Genomic DNA, 7,220 nt, shown 5'->3' with positions numbered 1-7,220 from the left:
GCTGTCCCGCCGCATCGCGGTCGATCTCGAGATACACCTGCAGGCCGCTGTCCTGGACGTCGCTGGCGACGTCGGCGGGCTGCATTGAGGCGATGATGCCATGCCGGCCGAAGCGCGGCAGGTCGCCGGCGGTGACGATCTGGGCGTGCTCGATCCGCCAGCGGCGGTCGCCGGTATAGGTCTCGCTCAGCTCCTCGACCGCGCCCAGCACCTCGTCGTTGGCGCGGTCGCCAGTAGCGTCGACGGCGACCTGGAAGCCGTCCATCGCTGCCCGGCTCATCAGGTTGCGCAGCCGGTCGCCGGCAATGCACTGGCCGCTCTCGCGCGGCGCGTCCGCGTAAGCGGCCTTGAGGCACGCCCCGCGCGCGCCGAGCGAGCCGTCGGCGACCATCGCCACCCCGATCAGCTTCAGCCGGTCGCCATAAAGCCAGGGCGACGGCCCCTTGCCGGCGGTGAGGTTGGCGGTCTCGATCGAGTCGGCATAGCTGGCGATCCGCAGCCTGAGGCCGCCCTGGTCGGCGATCCGCCGGAAGGTCAGCCAGTCGGGCAGCCGCGTTGATAGGTCGGCGACGGCGGTGACGCCGTTGGCGAGCAACATCGCCTGTGCCTTGAGGAAGGCGTTGTCACGGTCGGCGGCGCGCGGCTGCGGCACCATCCTGAGCACCATGTCGCGGGCGGCGTCGACGAACACGCCAGTCGGCGCGTTGCCGGGGCCGCGCAGGATGCGACCGCTGGCGGGGGCCGGCGTAGCGGCGGTGATGCCCATCGCCTTCATCGCCGCCTCGTTCAGCCACACCGCATGGCCGTCCGCGCGGTCGAGTACGATCGGCCGGTCGGGCGCGATGCCGGCCAGGTCTGCGGCGGTCGGCGCGCGGCCAAGCTGCTCCTGGTTCCAGCCGGCACCGATCACCCAGTTGCGGTCGGCATTGGCGGCGGCATAGGCAGCGATCCGCGCCTGTGCGTCGGCCAGCGAAGTGGCGGCGGACAGGTCCAGCTCCAGCGCGCGGAAGCCGAGGTCCATGACATGGCCCTCGCCGTCGACGAAGCCGGGCAGCAGCACCCGCCCCTTCATATCGGCGCGCCAGTCGAGCCGCTCGGGCCGTTTCTCGCCCGCGGCCAGCAGCCGGACGACATGGCCGTCGGCGGTCATCAGCAGCCCGGTGAAGCGCACTACGCGCCCATCGGTGTCCAGCGTCAGGCCGGTGACGTTATCGACCAGTGCACCGGCCGACACCGGCGCGGCGACGGCGATCGGCTGGCGTTTGGCGGCACCGGCAGCGACGGGCAACAGCAGCAGGAACCCGGCGGCAAGCCGGCGGAGAGACGCAGACAACATCGCCGCGGGATAAGCGGTGTTCCCACCCCGCGCCAGATGCTCTAGTTGCTTGGCGGGCCATGGCTACCGCATCCGTTCCCGCGCCCCGAAACCTGCCCGTCGATCTCGCCGATGTCGAAGCCGCGCACCGTCGCATCGCCCCGTCGATCGTGCGCACGCCGACCCTCATCAGCCGCACGCTGAGCCAGATGGTCGGCGCGACCATCTACCTCAAGTTCGAAAACCTGCAGTTCACCGCCGCCTATAAAGAACGCGGCGCGCTCAACACGCTGCTGCTGCTGTCGGACGAGGCCAAGGCCAAGGGCGTGATCGCCGCCTCCGCCGGCAATCACGCACAGGGGCTGGCCTATCATGCCCACCGGCTCGGCGTGCCGGCGACGATCGTCATGCCGACCAGCACGCCGACGGTGAAGGTCGTGCAGACCGAGGGCCATGGCGCGACCGTCATCCTCCATGGCGAGACCTTCGACGCGGCCAATGCCCATGCCCGCGTGCTGGAGGCGGAGCGCGGCTATACGTTCGTTCACGCCTTTGACGATCCGCGCATCATCGCCGGCCAGGGCACCACCGCGATCGAGATGTTCTCAGACGTGCCGGGGATCGACACGCTGGTGACGCCGATCGGCGGCGGCGGCCTGATCAGCGGCATGGCTACCGTCGCGCGCGCTCAACCGCACCGGGTCGAGATCGTCGGGGTCGAGGCGGAGCTGTTCCCGTCGATGTACAACCGCATCAACGGCACCAGCCTGCCCTGCGCCGGCGACACGTTGGCCGAGGGCATCGCCGTCAAGGAGCCGGGCGGCATCACCGCGCATATGGTCGAGCGCCTGGTCGACGACATCGTCCTCGTCTCCGAGCGCTACCTGGAGCGAGCGGTGAGCCTGTTGCTGCAGATCGAGAAGACGGTGGTCGAGGGGGCCGGTGCCGCCGGTCTCGCCGCGCTGCTGGCCTATCCGGAGCGGTTTGCCGGGCGCACGGTCGGCGTGGTGCTGTGCGGCGGCAATATCGACACGCACCTGCTCGCCAACGTCCTGCTCCGCGATCTCGCCCGCTCGGGCCGGCTCGCGCGGCTGCGGATCAGGTTGCAGGACCGGCCCGGCGCGCTGTTCAACGTCGCGCGCATCTTCGACCAGGAGCGGGTCAACATCATCGAGGTCTATCACCAGCGGGTCTTCACCAACCTGCCCGCCAAGGGCCTGATTACCGAGATCGAGTGCGAGGCGCGCGATCGCGATCATCTCGACCGGCTGGTGACGGCGCTCGGCGCGGCGGGTTATGAGGTCAGTCCCGTCGAACCCGCATGAATTAACCCCGATGCGGGACGTCATCCGATGCTGGAAAGAATCGCAACGCGGGATTAACCTATTATTCATGGTAAAGCGGCTTTTCAGCACGCCTGTGGCTATTCATACAGGTGGTGACACGCCACCCGGCGGGTCACTGACAGGGGCCCGCCACGCGTGACCGCGCCATTCCGCTTTCCGCGTTTCTTCGTGACCAGCCCGAGCCCATGCCCGTATCTGCCGGGCCGGCAGGAGCGCAAGGTGTTCACCGAGCTGACCGGGCCGCACGCCGGCGAGCTCAACGACGCACTCGGCCGGATCGGCTTCCGCCGCAGCCAGGGAGTCGCCTATCGCCCGAGCTGCGCGGGCTGCACCGCCTGCGTGTCGGTGCGCGTCGTTACCCCCGAGTTCGTCCCCAACGCCACCCAGCGCAAGCTGATGAAGCGTCACGCCGACCTGGAGGTCACCGCCTGCCGCCCCTGGGCGACCGACGAGCAGTTCCAGCTGCTGCGCCGCTACCTCTCGGCGCGGCATCCCGGCGGCGGCATGGCGGGAATGGACGAGGATGATTATGCCGACATGGTCGAGCATTCGCCGGTCCACTCGGTGATCGTCGAATATCGCGAGCCGGGCGTCAACGGCGCGCGCGGGCGGCTGGTCGGTGCCTGCCTGACCGATCGCCAGGCCGACGGGCTGTCGATGATCTACAGCTTCTTCGCCGCCGACGAGGGTACCCGGCCGGGGCTGGGCAACTACATCATCATGGACCACATCGTCCGCGCCCGCGAGGCGGGGTTGCCGTATGTGTATCTTGGCTATTGGATCAAGGGCTCGGAGCGGATGGCGTACAAGACGCGCTTCCGCCCGATCGAGGTGCTGGGACCCAATGGCTGGCGGCTGCTGGAAGAGGTGCAGCCGGTGACGGTGGCCGAACAGGCGGCGTTGCAGGGCGAGCTGGCCTAATCCTCGCGCAGCACCTGGACGTTGACGTCGAGCTGCTCGTCGCCCGTCCCCAGCCGCGAGCCGGCGACCGGCGCGGCCCCGGCAGCGTCAAGCCCGATCGCGACCCGGACATACTCCTCCTCCGGCGAGCGCGCGGTGCAGGGGTCGAAGCCGATCCAGCCGATCCCGTCGACATAGGCCTCCGCCCAGCCATGCGGCGTCGGCCGGTGGCTGCCGAGGACATCGGCGACGCTGTATCCCGACACATAGCGCGCCGGCGCGCCCAATGAGCGGGCCCCGACCGCGAAGATATGAGCGAGGTCGCGCGGCGTCGCCCGATCGCGGCGGAACGCCGCCGCCGCGTCGACTCCGGCTTCGGGTCGGCTGAGGTCGATCGCGAAGCGCTCGTGCAGGGCTTCGTTGAGCGCATGGAGGTTGCCGAGCAGCGATCCGTCGCCCGATTGCTCGCGCGCGAACGCGGCGATGGCGTCGTCCGGAGGCGTCGCCAGGGTCGCGCGCAGGAAGAGGGCCGCCGGCAACGACTCGGCGACGCCGTGGAGCACGCCGTCCGAATGGCTGGTCACCACCTCGCCGACGACCGCGATCTCGATCGCCTCGACCGGCCCCTCGACATACAGCATCGTCACGCGGTTGCCGAAGCCGTCCCTCCCTTCGCGCAGCCGGGCGTCGCGGTCGATGTCGAGCCGCCAGCTCGCCACCGTCTGGTCATGCGAATTGGCGGGCGTGACCCGCAGCATCTGGACCAGCCGCGCCTGCGGGGTGGTGAAGCGGTAGGTGGTACGATGCTCGATCGACAGCCGCATCAGCCGAACTTGAACTGCCGGCCGATCGCGGCGTGGAGCTGGTCGTTCTCGACGATGAACGTGCCCAGATACTGGTGCAGCCCCGACGCGATCACCTCGCCCGAATGGGTCTTGGCAAGGCGCGAGGCGCGCAGCCGCGCCATCCGGTCCGCCTCGCCATGCTGGCCGGTCCGCCTGGCGAGCAGCGCCAGAATCTCGACCGTCTCCTCGACCGAAGCCGCCAGGCTGCGCGGCATCTCCGGCCGCGCGATCAACAGGTCGATGACGTTCGCCGGGGTCAGCCCCTCGCTGTAGAGCCAGCGATAGGCGGTCACCGCCGATACCGTTTGCAGGATCGTCGTCCACTGGTCGCGGTCGACGATGCCGCCGACCTGCTCGCCCTCGGGCAGCAGGATATGGTATTTGACGTCGAGCAGCCGCGCCGAATTGTCGGCCCGCTCCACCGCCTGGCCCAGGCGGATGAACCAGGTCGGCTGGTTGCGCAGCATCCGCTGGATCGCGCCCTCGAAGCCGCGGGTCTCGTTGGTCACCGCCTCGACCAGCGCCAGCGTCGCGGCGGTACTGACCGGGCCGGTGCCCTTCTCGAACACCAGCCAGGCACGGTTGATCGCGGTCCACGCCTCGCGGGTCAGGGCGGTGCGAACCGCCTTGGCGTTGGTGCGAGCCAGATCGAGGCAGCGGATGATCGAGCCGGGATGGCTGCTGTCGAGCGCCAGGAAACTCACCACGCAGCCTTGCGTCAGCGGGTGGCCGGTGGCGGCGAACGCCTCCTCCGTATCGGTGACGGCGAGCGCCGACGACCAGGCGACCTCGCCCGCCGGCTGCGACGACAGCGCGTCGAGCCGGACCGTCGCCTCGACCAGCCGGGCGATGAAGTCGGCTCGCTCGATATAGCGGCCGAGCCAGTAGAGTGCGGAGGCGGTGCGCGACAGCATCAGGCGCGCTGCTGCTGCGACTGGCTCATGCCGCCCATGGTCTGGCTCTGTGTCATGCCGTCCGCCATCAGCACGAAGCTGTCCTTGGTGCCGCCGCCCTGGCTGGAGTTGACCACCAGCGACCCCTCGCGCAGCGCCACCCGGGTCAGGCCACCGGGCACGACCTGCACGCCCGTCGATCCGGTCAGCACGAACGGACGGAAGTCGACATGGCGCGGCGCGAGGCCCTGTTCGGCCATGGTGGGCACCGTCGACAGCGCCAGCGTCGGCTGGGCGATGTAGCGGTGCGGCTCCGCCTCCAGCGCCGCGCGGAACTTCGCGATCTCGGCTTTCGAAGCGGTCGGCCCGACCAACATGCCATAGCCACCCGAACCGTCGACCAGCTTCACCACCAGCTGGTCGAGCCGGTCCAGCGTGTAGGCGAGCGCATCCGGCTCGCGGCACCGCCAGGTCTCGACATTGGGCAGCCGTGCCTCCGCACCCGAATAGAAACGGACGATTTCGGGCATGTACGAATAGATCGCCTTGTCGTCGGCGATGCCGTTGCCCGGCGCGTTGATGATCGCGACGTTGCCGGCGGCATAGGCGGCGATCAGCCCCGGCACGCCCAGCATCGAGTCGGCCCGGAACACCAGCGGATCGAGGAAGTCGTCGTCGACGCGGCGATAGATGACGTCGACCCGCACCCGCCCGGCGACGGTCAGCATCCAGACCACATCGTCGTCGACCACCAGGTCCGCCGCCTCTACCAGCTCGATCCCCATCGAGTCAGCCAGAAAGCTGTGCTCGTAATAGGCGGAGTTAAAGTGGCCGGGGGTCAGCACCACGCAGGTCGGCGCGCTGACCCCGCGCGGCGCGACCGACTGCATGGTCTGGAGCAGCCGGTCGGGATAGCTGTCGACCGCCTCCACCCGATATTCGCGGAACAGCTCGGGACAGAGACGCAGCATCGCCTCGCGGTTCTCCAGCATGTAGCTGACTCCCGACGGGGTGCGGGCATTGTCCTCCAGCACGAAGAAGTCATCGGGGCCGGTCCGCACCAGGTCGATGCCGCAGATATGCGCCCAGATGCCGTGCGGCGGTCGCATCCCGGCGATCTCGGGGCGGAACTGCGGGTTGGCGAGGATCAGGTCCTCCGGTAGCACGCCTTCCTTGAGGATGCGGCGCTCGCCATAGATGTCGTCGAGAAACGCGTTGATCGCCTCGACGCGCTGGACCAGCCCCGCCGACAGCCGCGCCCATTCATCGGCCAGGAACACGCGCGGCACGATGTCGAACGGGATGATGCGCTCGCTGGCGTCATTGTCGCCATAGACGGCGAAGGTGATGCCGAGCTGGCGAAAGGTGGTCTCCGCGGCTTGCTGGCGACGGCGCAGCTCGGCCGTGTCGATGACGTCGAGCCAGCGGCCCAGCGCCGCCAGGTCGGGCCGCGGCGGCTGATCACCATGGAGCCCCAGGATCTCGTCGAACGCAGGTCGTGTCGCCATCGTTACGATAAGCTCCCAGGATCGCAGCGGTTCCATGCTGCCCGGCATCGCCGCGGCGCACAAGCTCAGCCGGCGAGCGACTCCAGCAGGCTGGGGGTCAGCACCTGTGGCAACACCTCCGGCTCGGTCGCGCCGGGAGCGTAGTAGAGGTAGAGCGGCACGCCGGCGCGATTGTGCGCCTGGATGAACGCGCCCAGCTTCGCATCGCCGTCGGTCCAGTCGCCGACCAGTACCGCCACCTTCTTCGCGGCAAAGGCGCTGCGCACGCCGGCGGTGTCGATCGACGCCTTCTCATTGACCTTGCAGGTCAGGCACCAGTCGGCGGTGAAATAGGCGAACACCGGTCGTTTCTGCGCGCGCAGGGCGGCGAGGCGGGGCTCGCTGAACGGCTCGGTGCCAGCGGTCTGCTCCGC

General features: G+C 69.2%; 7 protein-coding genes. 2 read left to right on the top strand and 5 right to left on the bottom strand.

The window, feature by feature from the left end; translation table 11 throughout:
- The coding region (locus HUU96_RS08565; RefSeq protein WP_174292413.1) for an amidohydrolase at positions 1–1,336 on the bottom strand (1,336 nt) is incomplete at its 3' end.
- Between the two features lie 59 nt (positions 1,337–1,395).
- Between HUU96_RS08565 and HUU96_RS08560 the strand changes: the two genes are divergently transcribed.
- Together HUU96_RS08560 and HUU96_RS08555 are read left to right on the top strand one after the other, a co-directional pair.
- A complete protein-coding gene (locus HUU96_RS08560) occupies positions 1,396–2,640 on the top strand; it encodes a threonine ammonia-lyase (RefSeq protein ID WP_174292412.1) in 1,245 nt (414 codons plus the stop codon).
- Between the two features lie 156 nt (positions 2,641–2,796).
- Entirely contained in the window at positions 2,797–3,582 is a 786-nt protein-coding gene (locus tag HUU96_RS08555; RefSeq protein WP_174292411.1) for an arginyltransferase, read from the top strand.
- Here HUU96_RS08555 and HUU96_RS08550 read toward each other — a convergent pair.
- From HUU96_RS08550 to HUU96_RS08535, 4 genes are all read right to left on the bottom strand, one after another.
- Complete coding sequence (locus HUU96_RS08550; RefSeq protein ID WP_174292410.1) at positions 3,579–4,385, bottom strand: transglutaminase family protein; 807 nt, start codon at positions 4,383–4,385, stop codon at positions 3,579–3,581. The genes HUU96_RS08555 and HUU96_RS08550 overlap by 4 nt on opposite strands.
- On the bottom strand, positions 4,385–5,320 hold the full coding sequence (locus tag HUU96_RS08545; RefSeq protein WP_174292409.1) for an alpha-E domain-containing protein: 936 nt from the start codon (positions 5,318–5,320) through the stop codon (positions 4,385–4,387). The genes HUU96_RS08550 and HUU96_RS08545 overlap by 1 nt, the downstream gene beginning before the upstream one ends.
- Positions 5,320–6,807, bottom strand: a complete 1,488-nt coding sequence (locus tag HUU96_RS08540) for a circularly permuted type 2 ATP-grasp protein (RefSeq protein WP_174292408.1) — start codon at positions 6,805–6,807, stop codon at positions 5,320–5,322. Before HUU96_RS08540 ends, HUU96_RS08545 begins: the two co-directional genes overlap by 1 nt.
- Positions 6,808–6,872: 65 nt before the next feature.
- Positions 6,873–7,220, bottom strand: a 348-nt coding sequence (locus HUU96_RS08535; RefSeq protein ID WP_174292407.1) for a thioredoxin family protein, incomplete at its 5' end; no start/stop codon positions are given.

Source organism: Sphingomonas bacterium (genome assembly GCF_903644135.1).
GTDB lineage: Bacteria > Pseudomonadota > Alphaproteobacteria > Sphingomonadales > Sphingomonadaceae > Sphingomonas.
This window is presented reverse-complemented; position numbering and strand designations above follow the sequence as displayed.